The 16,262-nt window shown below is 57.1% G+C and carries 15 protein-coding genes; 2 read left to right on the top strand and 13 right to left on the bottom strand.

Annotation, left to right across the window (positions count from 1 at the left end; genetic code table 11):
- Positions 1-327 precede the first annotated feature (327 nt).
- The 11 genes from prfB to EL26_RS18410 all read right to left on the bottom strand — a co-directional run bounded on the left by prfB (position 328) and on the right by EL26_RS18410 (position 12,447).
- A protein-coding gene (gene prfB, locus EL26_RS18460) for a peptide chain release factor 2 (protein WP_152559318.1) occupies positions 328-1,453 on the bottom strand; the annotation gives its coding sequence in 2 pieces (ribosomal slippage) (positions 328-1,371 and positions 1,373-1,453; 1,125 coding nt in all).
- Positions 1,454-1,473: 20 nt separating this feature from the next.
- A complete protein-coding gene (gene secA / locus EL26_RS18455; protein WP_081857324.1) occupies positions 1,474-3,906 on the bottom strand; it encodes a preprotein translocase subunit SecA in 2,433 nt (810 codons plus the stop codon).
- Positions 3,907-4,080: 174 nt separating this feature from the next.
- Positions 4,081-4,344 (bottom strand): hypothetical protein, encoded by a 264-nt coding sequence (locus EL26_RS18450; RefSeq protein ID WP_161780754.1) that lies wholly within the window; start codon positions 4,342-4,344, stop codon positions 4,081-4,083.
- A gap of 63 nt (positions 4,345-4,407) precedes the next feature.
- The gene (locus tag EL26_RS25590; protein ID WP_161780753.1) at positions 4,408-5,613 is read right to left on the bottom strand and encodes a hypothetical protein; all 1,206 of its coding nucleotides are present in this window, start codon (positions 5,611-5,613) and stop codon (positions 4,408-4,410) included.
- A gap of 96 nt (positions 5,614-5,709) precedes the next feature.
- Entirely contained in the window at positions 5,710-6,264 is a 555-nt protein-coding gene (gene hpf / locus EL26_RS18440) for a ribosome hibernation-promoting factor, HPF/YfiA family (RefSeq protein WP_038092376.1), read from the bottom strand.
- A 142-nt stretch (positions 6,265-6,406) separates the two neighbouring features.
- Positions 6,407-6,604, bottom strand: coding sequence for a cold shock domain-containing protein (locus tag EL26_RS18435; RefSeq protein WP_038092375.1), 198 nt, complete (start codon positions 6,602-6,604; stop codon positions 6,407-6,409).
- 133 nt (positions 6,605-6,737) lie between these two features.
- Complete coding sequence (locus tag EL26_RS18430) at positions 6,738-7,460, bottom strand: amino acid ABC transporter ATP-binding protein (protein ID WP_038092374.1); 723 nt, start codon at positions 7,458-7,460, stop codon at positions 6,738-6,740.
- On the bottom strand, positions 7,457-8,122 hold the full coding sequence (locus EL26_RS18425) for an amino acid ABC transporter permease (RefSeq protein WP_038092373.1): 666 nt from the start codon (positions 8,120-8,122) through the stop codon (positions 7,457-7,459). The genes EL26_RS18430 and EL26_RS18425 overlap by 4 nt, the downstream gene beginning before the upstream one ends.
- Before the next feature lie 91 nt (positions 8,123-8,213).
- Positions 8,214-9,005, bottom strand: coding sequence for a basic amino acid ABC transporter substrate-binding protein (locus EL26_RS18420; protein WP_038092370.1), 792 nt, complete (start codon positions 9,003-9,005; stop codon positions 8,214-8,216).
- Positions 9,006-9,174: 169 nt separating this feature from the next.
- Entirely contained in the window at positions 9,175-11,676 is a 2,502-nt protein-coding gene (locus EL26_RS24060; RefSeq protein ID WP_052036550.1) for a putative bifunctional diguanylate cyclase/phosphodiesterase, read from the bottom strand.
- Between the two features lie 183 nt (positions 11,677-11,859).
- On the bottom strand, positions 11,860-12,447 hold the full coding sequence (locus EL26_RS18410; RefSeq protein WP_038092363.1) for a stage II sporulation protein M: 588 nt from the start codon (positions 12,445-12,447) through the stop codon (positions 11,860-11,862).
- 107 nt (positions 12,448-12,554) lie between these two features.
- Here EL26_RS18410 and pdaB point away from each other — a divergent pair, with 107 nt between their 5' ends.
- Positions 12,555-13,328, top strand: a complete 774-nt coding sequence (pdaB, locus tag EL26_RS18405; RefSeq protein WP_038092361.1) for a polysaccharide deacetylase family sporulation protein PdaB — start codon at positions 12,555-12,557, stop codon at positions 13,326-13,328.
- Positions 13,329-13,339: 11 nt separating this feature from the next.
- Here pdaB and EL26_RS18400 read toward each other — a convergent pair whose 3' ends face one another.
- Entirely contained in the window at positions 13,340-13,909 is a 570-nt protein-coding gene (locus tag EL26_RS18400) for a KinB-signaling pathway activation protein (RefSeq protein WP_038092359.1), read from the bottom strand.
- Positions 13,910-14,059: 150 nt separating this feature from the next.
- Here EL26_RS18400 and gerD point away from each other — a divergent pair, with 150 nt between their 5' ends.
- Entirely contained in the window at positions 14,060-14,875 is an 816-nt protein-coding gene (gene gerD / locus EL26_RS25585; RefSeq protein WP_052036549.1) for a spore germination lipoprotein GerD, read from the top strand.
- A 293-nt stretch (positions 14,876-15,168) separates the two neighbouring features.
- Here the strand turns inward: gerD and EL26_RS18390 are convergent, their stop codons facing one another.
- Positions 15,169-16,248 (bottom strand): Mrp/NBP35 family ATP-binding protein, encoded by a 1,080-nt coding sequence (locus tag EL26_RS18390; protein ID WP_038092356.1) that lies wholly within the window; start codon positions 16,246-16,248, stop codon positions 15,169-15,171.
- Positions 16,249-16,262 lie beyond the last annotated feature (14 nt).

The following is a 16,262-nucleotide window of genomic DNA, read 5'->3' as shown; positions in this document are numbered from 1 at the left end:
CGCCGCCAGCGTTCGTCCTGAGCCAGGATCAAACTCTCAATGAAAGTTTGCGCTCCGAAGAGCTCTGGCTCGAATCGATCTTCATCTATCACTCGTTTAGTTTTCAAGGATCAATCGTATCGCTCAGCGGCGACGTTTATTAGAATACCACAGGTACACCTAATTGTCAACACTTGATTTCTATTTTCTTTTCGCACCGCACTCTCTCGCGGCGACAAGAGCTATCTTACCACGTCAACGCCGTCCGCTCAACGCGCACTTCCGAACAAAACACAACAAAAGAGGCACCGCACAGCGTGCGAATGCCTCTCCAGTCGTGCATTAACTTTATTCCTCGGTCTTGGTCTCGATCTGCTTGCGCAAGAACGCGTCGATAAACGGGTCGAGCTCCCCGTCCATCACCGCGTGCACATTGCCGATCTCGGTGTTCGTGCGGTGGTCTTTGACCAGTGAATACGGGTGGAACACATACGAACGAATCTGGCTGCCCCAGCCGATGTCCTTCTGCTCCCCGCGCAACGCGGCCAATTCTTCCTCTTGCTTCTTGCGCTCCAACTCATAGAGCTTCGCCTGCAAGACTTTCATCGCAGCGGCGCGGTTCTTGATCTGCGAACGCTCCGCCTGCGACGTGACCACGACACCGGACGGGATGTGCGTAATCCGCACCGCCGAGTCGGTGGTGTTGATGTGCTGACCGCCGGCACCGGACGCGCGGTACGTGTCGATCTTGAGGTCGACTTCCCGAATCTCGATGTCCACGCTGTCGTCGATCTCCGGGATGACGTCCACCGAGGAGAACGACGTGTGACGGCGACCGGACGCGTCAAACGGCGAGATGCGCACCAGACGATGCACCCCGCGCTCCGCTTTCAGGTAGCCAAACGCGTTGTAGCCCTTGACCAAGATCGTCACGCTCTTGATCCCCGCTTCCTCGCCCGGCAGGTAGTCCAGCACTTCGACTTTGTAGCCGTGCTGTTCCGCCCAACGGGTGTACATGCGGTACAGCATCGAAGCCCAGTCCTGGGACTCCGTGCCGCCCGCGCCCGGATGCAGTTCGAGAATCGCGTTGTTTTTGTCGTACGGGTCGGAGAGCAACAGTTCCAACTCGAATTTCTCCAAGTCGGCCTTGATCTTCTCCACGCCTTTGTCGCACTCGTGGAACAAGTCGTCGTCCTTCTCCTCTTGCGCGAGTTCCAGCATCGCTTCGAGGTCTTCGTACTCCGCTTGGAATTTCTCCATGCGTTCGACGTTGCCTTTGAGCGCGTTGTTCTCGCCGATCACTTTTTGCGCCGCGTCTTGGTCATCCCAAAACGACGGCGTGGACATCTGCTCTTCTAATTCCGCAATGCGGGCCTTTTTGCCAGGGAGGTCAAAGAGACCTCCCGATGTCCGCCAAACGCTTGGCTGTAGTTTGTAACTCTTGACGCAGTTCGCCGAAAGTCTGAGCTGCCATATCCGTTCACCACTCCTGAATTATTCGCTACGCTCGGGTTTTCCGGATTCGCCCGGACCGATCGTGATGGTCTGCAACCCCATCGTCGGAGCTGCCGGAGCTTGCATGCCGATATAAGACTTGAAGAGATACGTCGTCACTTCTTCACGCATGAGGTGGATCATCTCTTCGAACATTTCGTAACCTTCGAACTTGTAGTCCATCAGCGGGTCGCGCTGGCCGTACGCGCGCAAGTGAATGCCTTGGCGCAGTTGGTCCATCGCGTCGATGTGGTCGATCCACTTCGCGTCGACAGAGCGCAGCAGCACGACTTTTTCAAACTCGCGCATCTGATCGCCGAGCTGTTGTTCACGCTCTGCATACTCCGCATCCGCCAGTTCGAGGAACAGCTCGATCATCTCTTCTTGCACCGCGTACTGACGCAGTTCTTCCTCGTTGATTTTGCCTTCGGAGAGGAAGCGCGCTTCCGCATACTCGATCAGAGCGGGGATGTCCCAATCCTCCGGGATCGATTCCTTCGGGCAGAATTGCTCCACAGCCGTCGTGACCAACTCGCGGTACATGTCCTGCACCACTTCGCGGCAATCGCTCGATTCAAGAATCTCGCGGCGCTGCTTGTACATGACGATCCGCTGTTGGTTCATGACGTCGTCGTACTTCAAGACGTGCTTCCGGATGTCGAAGTTGTTGCCCTCGACTTTCTTCTGCGCGCTCTCGATCGCTTTGGAGACGATGCCCGCTTGGATCGGCTGATCCTCTTCCAAGCCCAGACGATTCATCACGTTCATGATGTTCTCCGCGCCAAACAGACGCATGAGATCGTCTTCCAGCGAGAGGAAGAATTGCGAAGAGCCTTTGTCCCCTTGACGGCCGGCACGTCCGCGCAGCTGGTTGTCGATCCGGCGGGACTCATGGCGCTCCGTCCCGATAACATGCAGACCGCCCAGCGCTTCCACGCCATCGCCCAGCAAAATGTCGGTGCCGCGGCCCGCCATGTTGGTTGCAATGGTCACAGCGCCGCGTTGACCCGCCAACGCGATGATCGCCGCTTCCTTCTCATGGTGTTTCGCGTTGAGCACTTGGTGATTCACCTTGGCTTGCTTCAACAGCGAGGAGAGATACTCCGACTGTTCGATGGACGTCGTACCGACGAGCACCGGCTGGCCGTTTTTGTTGCGCTCGATGATCTCGCGCACGACGGCGTTGAACTTGCCGCGGATGTTTTTGTAGATCACGTCCGGCATGTCCAGACGCGCGTTCGGACGGTTCGTCGGAATCGTGACGACATCCATGCCGTAGATGGAGCGGAACTCCTCTTCCTCGGTTTTCGCCGTACCGGTCATGCCGGAGAGCTTTTTGTAACCGCGGAAGTAGTTTTGCAGCGTGATCGTCGCCAGCGTTTTCGACTCGTTCTGAACGCGCACGCCTTCCTTCGCTTCCAGCGCTTGGTGCAAGCCGTCCGAGTAGCGGCGGCCGTGCATGAGGCGGCCGGTGAATTCGTCGACGATGATGATCTGGTCTTCTTGCACCACGTAGTCCTTGTCCCGGTGCATCGTGACATGGGCTTTCATCGCTTGGTTGATGTGGTGGTTGACCAGCATGTTCTCTTGGTCGAACAAGTTGCCGATGCCGAAGTAGCGCTCGGCTTTCTTGGTGCCTTGGTCGGTCAGGACGACCGACTTGGCTTTCTCGTCGTGCGTGTAGTCCACTTCGTTGCGCAGACCCGCGACGAAGATGTTCGCGCGGAAGTACAACTCCGTCGACTTCTCCGCTTGTCCGGAAATGATCAGCGGCGTGCGGGCTTCGTCGATGAGGATGGAGTCCACTTCGTCGATGATGCAGAAGTTCAGCGGACGCTGCACCATCTCGCCGAGCGAGAGCGCCATGTTATCACGCAGGAAGTCGAAGCCGAACTCGTTGTTCGTCCCGTAGGTGATGTCGGCCGCGTACGCCGCTTGCTTGGAACCGTGGTCCATGCCGGAGATGTTCAACCCGACGGTGAGGCCGAGGAAGCGGTGAATCTGCCCCATCTCCTCAAAACCGACGCGCGCCAAGTAGTCGTTGACGGTGATGACGTGCACGCCGCTGCCGGAAATCGCGTTCAGGTACGACGGCAGGGTCGCCACCAACGTTTTCCCTTCACCGGTGCGCATCTCGGCGATGCGGCCGGAGTGCAACACCATACCGCCCATCAACTGGACGTCAAAATGGCGCTTGCCAAGCACGCGCTTGCCCGCTTCGCGGACGACGGCGAACGCTTCCGGCAAGATCGCATCCAGCGATTCGCCATTGGCAAAACGCTCTTTGAACTCGATTGTTTTGCCGCGAAGTTGATCGTCCGACAGAGCCGATACAGTCGGCTCCAGGCCGTTAATTCTCTCAACGGTTTTGAGCAACCGCTTAACTTCTCGTTCGTTGCTGTCTCCAACAAGTTTCTTCAGGAGGCCCAACATGAGGTTTCACTCCTCTCAGCATTGCGACGACACATAGGTAGAGATCGTCTTAGTATAAAATTGTATCATTGTTTGCTATAGACGTACAACTGCAAATGTCCATTGTTAAATCATATGTAAAAATAGAGCAAGGGTGACCCTTCGTGCGGTCACCCGTGTCCGTCGCTTGCAGACTCACATCAGCCGCCGCCCCGAGACCGCCTCGCCGTGCTCTTGATCGCCTCGAATCACGCCCAACAGGATCGCCAACGCACAGAGCGCGTACCAACTGTCCGCAGTCAGCGAGCCCAACACGACGAGAGCGAGGAACGTCACGACCAAGTCGGTGACCAGCGGGTGGACATAAAACGCCTTGCGAAAATTCCACATGAGAACATGCGCGATGCGAAACACGACGAAGAACACCACAAACTTCAAGATCCACAACCAAACGGTCATCATCTGCCACCTCCGAGTACTACAATATGCGGAGATGCTTGGGCAGGTGCCTCTCCTTTCAGATTAACGTTTGGTTGCTTCGCGCAAGAGCCGGAGCGCCCCGGAAACGAGCGCTTGCCCGCCCGTGAGGACGGGAATCGGCGCGCGCACCGCCGCTTCGGTAAACGAGCGCAGGAACGGGTCGTGCACCTCTTCCACCAGCCCGAGGTCGGCGGCAAACCGCTCCTGCTCCGAGAGTTGCAGTTTCAGATGGGCAAACAACACCCGCGTGTCCCACAAAACCCCCGACGCCATTCCCGCCAGCTCGGAAAAAAACGCCTCAACCCCGATCGTTTCCACCAGCGCCGCGGTCAGGCTGCGCACGAGACCTTTTTCCTCGCGGCCCAACGCTTTCATGCCGCGCTCTTCGGAAAACACCCTCATGCGCAGCCCGAGCGCTTGCCCGAACGCCTCCGCTTCCAAGGGATGCACGCGCCCGAGCAACGCGATGTCCGGATAATCCGTCCGCGCGAGCACCGCCAACATCTCCTCCAGCGCCACTCCCTGCGGCAATTTCCCCGCGGCGGCACGCAACCGTTCCCCCGCCGCCGGATGCTTCGCCGCGAGCAACGCATCGAACGGCGTGTCCACATCATAGAAAAGCCCCATCTCCCCCGGAAAAAACTGAACCGGCAACCCCGCCTGCTCCTCCAGCGCAAACCCGAAGTGGTTGTCCGTTAGGCACTCGCGTACTTGCAGCACCGCAGATGCGGGCTTCACCCACACGATGTCGGGCGACATGCGGTTGTTTTGCCAAACGCCGTCGCGTTGGCGCTCGGCCATCTCCCGCACGCCCTCCCTCGTCAAAAACGGCGCCCCGCATCCCCCGGCAACGACCACCGACTCGTCCGGATCGGCAGCAAAAGCCCGCACAACTTCCTGCAACGTCCGAAGCCAGTCAAAGCGCTGTCCCCGACCTGCATCCACCCGCGGATTTCCAAACGAATCAGGTTCTACTGTCCCATCCTGCATTCCCGCCGCACCATTCTGCGTCTCCGCCAAACCGTTCGATTTTTCCCCGCTCTCTCCCGTCCACCAAACCTCCGCTCCAAGCGCTCTCGCCTCGTTCGCCACCCCCGCATCATCCGTACACACCACACACGTCACGCGGGCATCACAACGGAACTGCTCGACGAGATCGAGCGCCATGCCTCTTCGCACCGAGGCCATCCTTTTTAGAATCCCCGCAGACGAGGCGAGATATCCCCCGCTCATCACGACCGCCAACATGCCGACTCCCCCTTCCTGTGCCCTTATTTCCCGGAAAATGTTTCGACACAAAAGGCCAGCCCCGCGTCGGAGGCTGACCTTTTTTTGAAAAAAATATTACGCAAAAGTCGGCTCGATCAACCCGAGCTGTCCGTCTTTGCGTTTGTAAACGACGTTCACTTCCTCCGTCTCCGCGTTGCTGAAAACGAAGAAATCGTGCCCCAACAAATCCATCTGCATCACCGCTTCATCCAACGGCATCGGCTTGATCGCAAAGCGCTTCACGCGCACGATCTCGTCCTCGTCGTCGTTTGCCGCGGGAGTCGGAACGGCTTCCACTTCCTTGAAGAGAGTATGAATGCCTTCCTGTTGCATGCGCTTGTTGATTTTGTCCTTGTGCTTCTTGATCTGGGTCTCCAATTTGTCTGAGACGGCGTCGATGGAAGCATACATATCCGGAGAGCGCTCTTCGGCCCGAATGACAAGACCGTTAAAAGGCAACGTGACTTCCACCACGTGCAGGTCTTTCGCTTTCAAGACCGACAGGGTGACATGCACCGCGTGACCGGAAGCGTCATGGAAGAATTTCTCCAATCGCCCAATCTTCTTCTCTACATAGTCCTGCAGAGCCTCCGTAACTTCGAGTCGGTTACCGCGTACTTGAATCTTCATTGAAGTACCCTCCCTTCTCTTCGTACTTATAGTATTCCAGACGGGCACGACATACTCCTTCACGAAACGGCAAAATCTTGGCAACAAAAACAATAAAAACCTCAGCCCGTGTCAGGACTGAGGTTTTTTTGACACCACCGGATTAGCGTTTGCGAACGTTCTCCGCTTGCGGACCGCGGCTGCCGGTCGTGATATCGAACTCGACGAGGTCGCCTTCGTTCAGGCTTTTGAACCCTTCGGATTGGATCGCGGAATAGTGGACGAACACGTCATCTCCGTCCGGACGTTCGATGAAGCCGTAACCTTTTTCGTTGTTGAACCATTTAACAGTACCTTGCATGTCTTTCCATTCCTCCTAAGCTTGTCCCCGGCCCCTCTCTTAACCTGCACCGGGTGAGATCAATAAAAGCTGTTTGCAGCGACTAGAGAGGTTGTTATCTAGCCTACGCCACAAAACATCGATTTATGCAAGCTTACAGGACTTTGGATAAAAAGTTCTGAGTGCGCTCGTTTTGCGGATTCGCAAAAATCTGCTCCGGCACCCCTTCTTCCATGATGTACCCCTGGTCCATGAAGAACACGCGGTCGCCCACTTCGCGGGCAAAGCCCATCTCGTGCGTGACGACGACCATCGTCATCCCTTCCTTGGCGAGCTGCTTCATGACGTCGAGCACTTCGCCGACCATCTCCGGATCGAGCGCGGACGTCGGCTCGTCAAACAGCAGCACTTTCGGGTTCATCGCCAGCGCCCGGGCGATCGCCACGCGCTGTTGCTGGCCGCCGGAGAGCTGGTTCGGGTAGGCGTTTGCCTTGTCCGACAAACCGACTTTGCGCAGCAGTTCGCGGGCGTTCGCTTCCGCTTGTGCCTTGTCCGTGCGGCGGACTTTCTGCGGCGCGAGGGTGATGTTGTCGAGCACGGTCTTGTGCGGGAACAGGTTGAAGCGCTGGAACACCATGCCGACTTCGGTGCGGATGGCGTTCAAGTCGGCTTTCGGGTCGGCGATGTTCGTGTCAAACACAATCACTTCGCCCGACGTGATCTCTTCCAAACGGTTCAAACAGCGCAGGAACGTGGACTTCCCGGAACCGGACGGGCCGATGACGCAGACCACTTCGCCTTCGCGAATTTCGCAATCGACGCCCTTGAGCACCTCAAGCGAACCAAACGACTTGTGCAGGTTGCGAACGGTAATCATACGGTCCCATACTTCCTTTCCAAGAATTTCACGAGGCGCGCCAACAACAGCGTCAACACGAGGTACATCAGCGCAATCGTCAAGTACGGCTCCCACGCGAGGTAGGTTTTGCCCGCCATCAGCTTCGCGTAATACGTCACTTCCGGCAGCGAGATCGCCGCGAGCAGGGACGAATCTTTCAACAGCATGATCGCTTCATTGCCCAGCGGCGGCAGCATGCGGCGCACCGCTTGCGGAAGGATGATGTGGAACATCGACTGCGAGTACGACAGGCCAAGCGAGCGCGCCGCTTCCATCTGCCCTCTGTCGATCGACTGGATGCCGGCGCGGAAGATCTCCGCGATGTACGCGCCCGCGTTCAGCGAAAGCGCCACGATGCCGGACACCATCGCCGCCGGCGATTTGCCGAAGATTGCCGGCAACACCGCGAAGTGAATCAGCAAGATCTGCACGAACAACGGCGTGCCCCGGAAAAAGCCCACATAGATGTTCGGAATCAACCGTACAATCGGGTTGTGCGAGATGCGCCCCATCCCGGCAAACAAGCCGAGAACGACGCCGATGGCGACGGAGATCACCGTGATCTCCGCCGTCATCAAAATCCCCTTCAAAAACAACGGGAAGTACTCTTGCAGGGCATCCCAACGAATGTCTGCGAACATGATATCGCTCCTCTGGAGAGTATAGGGTCGGATAAGGTGAAAAAGCGCAGGCCCCCGCAGGGTCTACGCATCTTCACTTCGGAACGAAGGCTTACTTGCTGAAACCGTATTTCTTGTTGATTTCGTCAAGCTTGCCGTTTTCTTTGATCTTCTTCAGGCCGTCGTTGATTTTCTTTTGCAGTTCCGTGTTGCCTTTCTTCACAACAAAGCCGTAGTGCTCCTTCTCAAACGAGGAGTCTACCGAGGTCACGAATTCGCCCGCGCCGTTGTTTTTCACGTATTCCAAGACAACGCCGTTGTCGCCCACCGCTGCGTCCACGCCGCCGTTTTTCAGCTCCAGGAGCGCGAGCGGCATGTTCTCGAAGCGCTTGATGTTCGGCGAGCCTTTGCCGAGCATCTTCGTGACGACTTCGTCGCCGGTGGTTCCGTTTTGCACGGCGATCTTCTTATCCTTGAGTTCCGCCAGGGTCTTGAGCTCCGCGCCCTTCTTGGAGACGATCATCTGAGTCGCTTCAAAGTACGGATCGGAGAAGTCCAGTTCCTTTTTGCGCTCGTCGGTGATCGTCACAGCCGATGCGACGATGTCGCGGTCGTTGTTTTTCAGGGTCAGGAAGATCCCGTCCCACGGGGTGTTTTGGAATTGCACTTTGAAACCGCCTGCGTCTGCTGCCGCGCTCAGGACGTCCATATCAAAACCTTCGATCTTCTCGCCGTTCATCGACTCAAACGGCGCGTACGAAGCGTCGGTTCCGACCACGTAGGTTTTGTCTGCACCGTTGCCGCCGTCCGCGGTTGTGGAAGAAGAGCCGCATCCTGCAGTGAACAGGCCCATGCCCAGCACCATCGTTCCCATCAGCATCAGAGTTTTCCAATTTTTCTTCATCTTCGTCTCCCCCAATTCGGTGACTTGCTTCTATCTATTTTTCAGACAATTCTACTTTATTTTATATGATTCACACAGTTTTCGTATACAAGAAATAATAATACACGGCAAGGAATGAATATGCAATATAAGAAAGACACCCCTATGCTGGATGTCTTTCTTATCGAAACTATCTTTGCAAACTGCCGCGCGCCCGGAGAATTTTTTCAAATTCCTCGGCGGGAACGGGGCGCGAGAACAGGTAGCCCTGCATCTCGTCGCATTGGTGATCGCGCAGGTACGACAGCTGCTCTTCCGTCTCCACGCCCTCGGCGATGACTTTGAGCTTCAAATTCTGCGCGAGGTAGATCACCGTCGTGACAATCGCGGCGTTGTACGGGTCGATCGTGATCTCGCGGACGAAGCTTTGGTCGATCTTCAACGTGTTGATCGGGAAGTGCTTCAAGTAGTTCAGCGAGGAATACCCCGTGCCGAAGTCGTCGATGGAGATCAAGATGCCCATGGCCGAAAGCTCGCGCAGCACGCTGATCGAGAAATCCACGTCGTGCATCGTGATGCTCTCGGTGATCTCCAGCTCCAAGTACTGCGGCTCAAGCCCCGTTTCCTCCAGCACTTGCATCACGCGCTCGACCAAGCCCGGACTTTGGAACTGGCGCCCGGAGAGGTTGACGGCGACGTGCATCGGCGGGTATCCGGCGTCTTGCCACGCTTTGTTCTGACGGCACGCCGTCTCCAACACCCACGAGCCGATCGGCAGGATCAAGCCCGTCTCTTCGGCAAGCGGGATGAACTGGCCCGGCGGGACGAGGCCGAGCTCCGGGTGCTGCCAGCGCACCAGCGCTTCCATGCCCATGATCTGCCCCGTGACGATGTTGACGCGCGGCTGGTAGTACACGACCAGTTCGCCGCGCTCCAGCGCATAGCGCAAGCCGTTCTCCAACTCCAAGCGCTGAATGCTGCTGCCGTTCATCGTCGGCGCGTAGAAGCGGTAGTTGTTGCGGCCTTGGTCCTTGGCGCGGTACATCGCGGTATCGGCGTTTTTCATAAGCCCGAGCGCGTCGCGACCGTCCACCGGGAACAGCGCGATCCCGATCGAAGTGGTCGTATGCAACTCGTAGTCGTCGATCACAAACGGCTGTGCCAGCGTCTGAATCACGCGCTCCGCCAACTCCACCGCTTCTTGCTCGCTTTGAATTTTCGGCAGCAAGATCGTGAACTCGTCGCCGCCCATCCGCGCCACAACCGCCTCGCCGTCCACGCAGTTGGCGATGCGCGCCGCCACGCCTTTGAGCAGTTTGTCGCCCATCGAGTGGCCCAGCGTGTCGTTGACGTTTTTGAAACGGTCGAGGTCGAGGAAGAGCACCGCCAAGCGCTCGTCGTTCATCTCCGCCGCCTCCAGCGCCGACGTCAGCCGGTCGTTGAACAGCACGCGGTTCGGCAAGTTCGTCAGCGTGTCGTGGTACGCCATGTGGTTGATGATCTCCTGCGCCTGCCTGCGCTCGGTGATGTCGCGCACGGCGAGCACGCGGGCGGTGCCGCCTTGGTACAAGCACGTCGTGCTGACCAGCTCGATGGCGAGCGGCGTCCCGTCCGCCCGCAACCCGAACGCTTCATGCGACAGGTCGTCTTCCGAACGGATGTTCTCTTGCACCTGTTCGCGCGACGACGGGTGAATCAACGCCATCAGCGGCATGCCGAGCATCTCGGTCGATCGATACCCGAACATCGTCGCAAACGTCTGGTTCACTTCGAGGATGCGGCCCCCGTCGGCGATGACGATGCCCTCAAACGTCGCGTTGGAGAGCTTGCGGAACCGGTCCTCGCTCTCCGCCAACTCCCGCGAGTGCGTTCTCATGCGGAAGCGCTCCACCCGGGTCGTGAACACGACGAAGTATGTGGTGTGCACCGGGATCAAGAGGATGGCGAGAAACGCCATCACGCTGCGGCGCGCGGAGGAGATCTTCTTGTTCCACGTCGCCGCGTCATAGTCGATGCCGAGCACCGCTTCCGGGTGGCCGCTGCGGTCGTAGATCGGCACGTACGCCGAGATCATCTCGCCCGCTTCCGTCGCCGTGTCGAGGAACGTCTTCTGCCCGTTGAACGCCGCTTCGAGCTCCTCGCTTTGCAGCGTGTACAGTTGCCCGATCGGGGTGCGTTTTTTCGGTTGGCGGTGGTATTGCGCGTTTCCGCCGTCCGTCTCCGGGGCGATCACGTAGTAATTCTCGCCGTCCGGGAGTTTGCGAAGCGTGTAGATGCGCTCGATCTCCGGGTTGATCGTCAACCACTGCGAGACTGTCATCAGGATTTCGCGGTAGATCGGGTCAAGCTCCGGCGTCGCGATGCGCATCTGCTCATGCCCCATCTTCTGCAACTCATACGCAAACGTCGGCGCGATGCCTTCGACCATGTGCTGATTGGCGGCGGCCTGCTTCGCCCCGGAATCCTGCACGAGAAACCACCCGACCGTCAAGATGGAAAACACCACCACCATCGCGTTCATCGGCGCCCGTCCCATCGTGAACTTCTCCCCATACACTTCCTTGGTTAAGCCGACCGACCGCATATAGCGGTGCATGATCAATTCCACCGTGAGAAAAAACGCCCCGACAATCACGATAAACACAAGATAATCCGCATTGTGCAAGAACACGTTATGAAAAAAGTTCGCCATGAGCGCCTCCAAAGGAACCCCAGAATTTGACCTCTGTGCGCAGAAACTGTTTAGCTCGACGTTCGTAAATGTAATCTCCAGTTTGTACGGTATGGTTTACATTTTATCAGAATTGCTCCTTTATAGATAGACGGAGCAGACAGAAAAAGGGACTCGATCCGACAACTCGGACGAGTCCGTTTTTTATTGCACGACGAACGTATGCAGAAGCGTCGGCGTCAACGTGCCCTCGACGGCCGCGGCAATCACGAGCAAGAGCACCACCAACCACGACATGCTGAAGATCTCGCGCCAGACGAATTTGAAGCTTTGCCAGCGTGTTTTTTCCCGCAGCGGGACGAGCAGCACGCGCCCGAGCTTCATCCCGAACGCCGCGGAGATGAAAATCGCCGGCATCTCAAAGATCCCGTGCGGCAAAATGCCAAACGCCACCAAGCCCAGCACATGCTCTTGCGTGCCCCCGAGCATCACGCCGATCATCATCCCGTTGAACAGCAGGGTGAGGACGCTGGGCGCGCAGGCGAGGACGCCGAGGAGCAGCATGGTCACACAAGCGCGCAAGTTGTTGCCGAAGATCAGCGTGGACGTGTAGAGGCCGGAGTTTTGCGCTTGCGCTTTTTCCGCGAGAGATTTGAGTTGTTCAAGCGAGGGTTTGACCACGTGGAGGATCTGATCGGTGAACAGCTCGCCGATCACCCACCCGAAGGCAAACAGGCAGAAAGCCAGCCAGAGGTATATTCGATTGGCGCGCAAAACGGAAAAACACCGCACGCGAACCCCTCCTTCCGATACCCAATTCCTTCTACTATCGCATAAAGAGCCGTGCTTTTCCACAGAGTAAAGACGCGAGACTTACATACCAGGAGGTGTTTCTTGGCATGCGTACCAAGCGCACATGGAAAAAGGCCGGCGTGTGGATGTTGACCGCCGCCCTGTTCTCAGGGCTTCTGCTCGGCTCGTCTGTACCTCAAGGTACGTCCCATCCGGCGATGGCAGAACCGGCGCCCGCGAAAAAACTTGTCCCCCAAGGCGCCATCTACAAAGTCAACACCGATAAAAAAATCGTCGCCCTCACGTTCGACATTTCATGGGGGGAGAAAGCGCCCGGCCCGATCCTCGACATCATGGAGCAAAAAAGCGTCAAAAAAGCGACCTTCTTCCTCTCCGGACCGTGGACCTCCACCCACCCGGAGATCGCCAAGCGCATCAAGTCGATGGGCTATGAAATCGGCAACCACGGCAACAAGCACGACGACTTCCCGAAGCATCCGAACGAATGGATTCAAGAGCAAGTCACGAAGTCGGAGCAGACGATCTTTGACGCGACCGGCGTGAAAACCAACCTGATCCGCACCCCGAACGGCGCGTTCGACAAGCGGGTGATTCAAAAGCTGAATTCGATGGGCTACACCGTAATTCAGTGGAACACCGACTCGCGCGACTGGATGCGTCCGGGTCCGGACAAAATCGTCGACCGCGTGCTCACCAAAGCCGTTCCCGGCGACATCATCTTGATGCACGCGTCCGATTCCGCTCTGCAAACGATCGACGCCCTGCCGCGCATCATCGACGGTCTGCGCGCCAAAGGATATGAGTTTTTGACGGTGAGTGAGCTGCTGGCGGGGGCGAACGTCACGTCCAAAGCCGAGTAAACACAAAACCCTCACCGAGCCGGTGAGGGTGTTTGTTTTGTCAAGAGCCGCGTGTACATGAACAGGATGTACAAGTTGCAGCCGAGCAAGATGATGCCGACTTGAGTCATTTGGATCAACGCACTGGATTTCAGCGCCACAAACCACTCCAGCGACGTAAACACATACAGGAAAAACACCGACGGGATGAACGAACGCATGCCGGAGATGCGGCCTTTGAAAAACGAACCGACCAACGCCACCGCCAGCGGCCACGCCGCATAGCCGATATACGGCAGCAGCGACCCCTCGCCTTCCGCCATCGTCAACCAGCGGAAATAGACCATGTCGTAGATGACCAATCCGATCAAAAACACCTGAATCGCCACCCAGATCCGAAACGAGACGAAACTGCGCATGGTGAAATTCAAGGTGAGATACGCCCAGAAGCCCATCAGCGTCGTCGCCGACAAAAAACCGCCGAGCAACGTGCCGTATACGGGGCTGACGTGGAACAACCCGGTCGCCGTGGTGATCCCGCCGAGGACCAGCCCGATCAGCGCCGTGGAGAAAAACAGGGTGAAGAATTTACGAAGGTTCATAGACGGTCTTGCCTCCATCTGCCTGCAAAACTGACAAACTGCCTCTATCATAACACATTCCCTGAAATGGCGATATGCACCAGAGTATACGTTCCCATAACTGACACACACTACAGTCATACCAATTCTAGCAACAGGGGGTGACGTACAATGAAACGCCCTTGGAAGGTCGGATCGATGGCCGCCATCGCGTTGGCCATTGCCGTGAGCGGCTGTGGCTCCAAAGGCGGCAGTTCCTCCGGCGGCAGTCAAGAAACTGCCTCCTCGTCGTCAGAACCTCGAGCCCAATACAACGAGACGAAGCAAATGGTCTTGGACATACTTCACACCAAGGAAGGTCTCGATACGCTCAAAGACATCGTGCGGGACCCGCAATTCAAACATAGCCTGGCCATCAACGAGGCCGATGTGTCCGTCGCCATGCAAAAAGCGCTGACGGAACCCGGCGGGCATTTCACGCTGATGGAGCAGATGAAAAACCCGAAGTTCGCCACGGCGCTCGCCCAGACGTTTAAGAAAGACAACGAGCAGATTTTGAAAGAGCTGATGAAAGACCCGGAGTACCAAGAGATGATGCTGACGTTGCTGAAGTCTCCTGAGTACACGCAAACCCTCTACGACTTGATGAAGACGCCGCAATACCGCAAGCAGACGATGGACATCATGACACAGTCGTTGCAGAATCCGCAGTTCCGTTTGATGTACATGGATCTGATGAAGCAGACGATCCAGTCCGGCGTGGAAGAGATGACCCCGACCCAGAAAAAACAAGCGGGCCAATCCCAAGCCGGCACCGCCCAAACGGAGAGCACCGGCGGAGGAAACGACAAGAAGAAAGAAGAAAGCGGCGGCGAGGAGAAAGAGAAGAAAAAAGAAGGCAGTGACGGCGAGAAAAAGGAAAGCTCCGGCGACAGCAAAGAAAGCGACAGTGGCGGAGAAGAATCCGGAGGCGGCGGCAAGAAGTAAGCGGCTTGCCTTTCCTCCCCGGCACGCAATCCCGTTGAAAAAAAGGAGCTGGCCCTTTATTGGGACAGCTCCTTTTACGTATGCGGTTTTGCAGAAATACGGTTTTACAGAACTACGGTTTTACAGAACTACGGTTTTGCAGAAATACAGTTTTGCAGAAATACAGTTTTGCAGAAATACAGTTTTGCAGAAAGACAGTTTTGCAGAAATACAGTTTTGCAGAAATACGGTTTTACAGGAATACGAGTTTCCGGAAGTACAGATTTCCGGCATGGCTTTTTCTGAATCCGCTGTTACTTGCCGGTCGTGACCGCTTGTTCCAGCTTGCGGCCGATGGTTTTCGCGAGGTGCGCGTACGCCTGACCTTGCGCGGATTCGGCCGGGTAGATGCCGTCAACGCTCTCTTCGTTGGCGACGCCGAGCGGAATCTGTGCCAGCAGGTCGGTTTTCAGTTCCAAGGACAGACGCTCGCCGCCGCCCTTGCCGAAGATGAAGTGTTTCTCCCCCTTGGCTTCAAAGAACGACATGTTCTCCACCACCCCGAGAATCTCATGCTGCGTCTGGATCGCCATCGTCCCCACGCGCGCCGCGACTTCAGTCGCGTTCTGCTGAGGAGTCGTCACGATGATCTCCTTCGACTTCGGCAGCAGTTGGTGGATGTCCAGCGCCATGTCGCCCGTGCCCGGCGGCATGTCCAGCAAAATCACATCGATGTCGCCCCAATGAACTTCCGCAAAGAAGTTGCGCAACATCTTGCCAAGCATCGGACCGCGCCAAATCACCGGGCGGTTATCCGGCACAAAGAAGTGCATCGACATGATCTTCACGTCGTGCGCAACGACCGGCAGCAACAAGTTGTCAATCACCGTCGGCTTTTTATCCCCAATCCCGAAGATCCCCGGAATCGAGAACCCGTAGATGTCCGCGTCGATGATCCCCACGCGGTACCCTTGACGCGCCATCGCCACCGCCAAGTTCGCCGTCACCGTCGATTTGCCGACCCCGCCCTTGCCGGACGCCACCGCGACAAACTGCGTCTTGGCATCCGGAGCGAGCAACGCCGGCGTGACCGCCGCTTCTTCCGGTTGGCCGCCGCGCAGGACGGAGCGGAATTGCGCACGCTCCTCATCGGTCATCGTGCCGAGTTTCAGATCGAACGTCTTCAGCCCTTCGACCTTGCCAAGCGCTTCCCGAACTTCTTGGTCGATCACGTTGCGAAGCGGACACCCGCTGATCGTCAACACAACTTCGACTTCGGCGTGGTCGCCGTTGATCTCCACGTGGCGGACCATGCCGAGTTCCACGATGCTTTTATGTACTTCAGGATCTTGCACCGGACGCAGCGCGTCCAAGATCGCCTCTTTGGTTACCATGTTGAAGCACCTCC

The organism is Tumebacillus flagellatus, assembly GCF_000714935.1.
In the GTDB taxonomy this organism is placed as follows: Bacteria; Bacillota; Bacilli; order Tumebacillales; family Tumebacillaceae; genus Tumebacillus; species Tumebacillus flagellatus.
The sequence above is the reverse complement of the archived record's forward strand: the minus strand, read 5'-3'. Positions and strand labels throughout refer to the sequence as shown.